This is a genomic window from Paramesorhizobium endophyticum (assembly GCF_014640615.1).
In the GTDB taxonomy this organism is placed as follows: Bacteria; Pseudomonadota; Alphaproteobacteria; order Rhizobiales; family Rhizobiaceae; genus Paramesorhizobium; species Paramesorhizobium endophyticum.
The window spans coordinates 1-1,018 of record NZ_BMHH01000075.1 but is presented as its reverse complement, the minus strand read 5'-3'; the positions used below and the strand labels follow the sequence as shown (position 1 = coordinate 1,018).

Here is a 1,018-nt window from a genome sequence, read left to right as displayed (position 1 = left end):
CCACGGTGCAGGCCGAGGCAGTGTCTGCCCGTGCTGTCGAGATCGGCGGCCTGACCTGCAAGAGCATCACTGCCCTGATCAAAACCTACAAGGCGCCACGACATTCCGCCGAACCCGCCGCCGTCGGCGAGCATGCCAATCTTCGCGGCCCAGGCTACTTTCATTAAGGAGACAATCAAGAATGCTGACCAATCCTACGATCGATATGCTGCGCCAGCTCGGCCTTTCCGGCATGGCTTCCGCCTTCCAGGAACTGGAGATGCAACCGGAGGCGAGAAGCCTCCAACATGGCGAATGGCTCGCCATCCTGCTCGAGCGGGAGCAGACCACGCGTCGCCAGAAGCGCTTTGAGGCCAGAGCCCGTGCGGCCAGACTTCGCCACGACGCCCAGGTCGAGGATGCCGATTTCCGTGCCGCGCGCGGTCTCGACCGCAATCTCTTCATGAAGCTTTCCACCTGCGACTGGATCAGGCAGCGTCATAGCCTGCTGCTGATCGGGCCGGCCGGCGTCGGTAAAAGCTGGCTGGCCTGCGCCCTTGGCCATAAGGCATGCCGCGAGGATCTTTCCGTCGCCTACCACCGCGTACCCAGGCTATTTGCAGCACTCGCCCTGGCACGGGGCGACGGTCGCTATGCAAAGTTGCTCAAAAGCTTGGCCAAGACCGACCTTCTAATCTTGGACGATTGGGGACCGGAGAAGCTCAGTGACGAGCAACGTCGCGATCTCCTGGAGATCGTCGAAGATCGCTACGAAAAGCGCTCGACCATCGTCACTAGCCAGATCCCCGTGGACCACTGGTACGACATGATCGGCAATCCCACGATCGCTGACGCCGTGCTGGACCGCCTCGTTCACAACGCTTACCGCATCGAACTTTCCGGCGAAAGCTTGCGGAAACATCGAGCCCTGTCAGCCGACGATGCAACTCAGGCTTGACCTACCCGGTCTTCGCCGACATTGATAAACCACGACCCAGAGCATTGCGGACGTCCGGCTTCTGATCGGAACCGCGTCCGG

1 protein-coding gene is annotated in these 1,018 nt (G+C 61.2%); it reads left to right on the top strand.

Annotated elements, in window-relative coordinates:
• Positions 1-181: 181 nt before the first annotated feature.
• Positions 182-937 (top strand): IS21-like element helper ATPase IstB, encoded by a 756-nt coding sequence (gene istB / locus IEX53_RS23610; RefSeq protein WP_188826609.1) that lies wholly within the window; start codon positions 182-184, stop codon positions 935-937.
• Positions 938-1,018 lie beyond the last annotated feature (81 nt).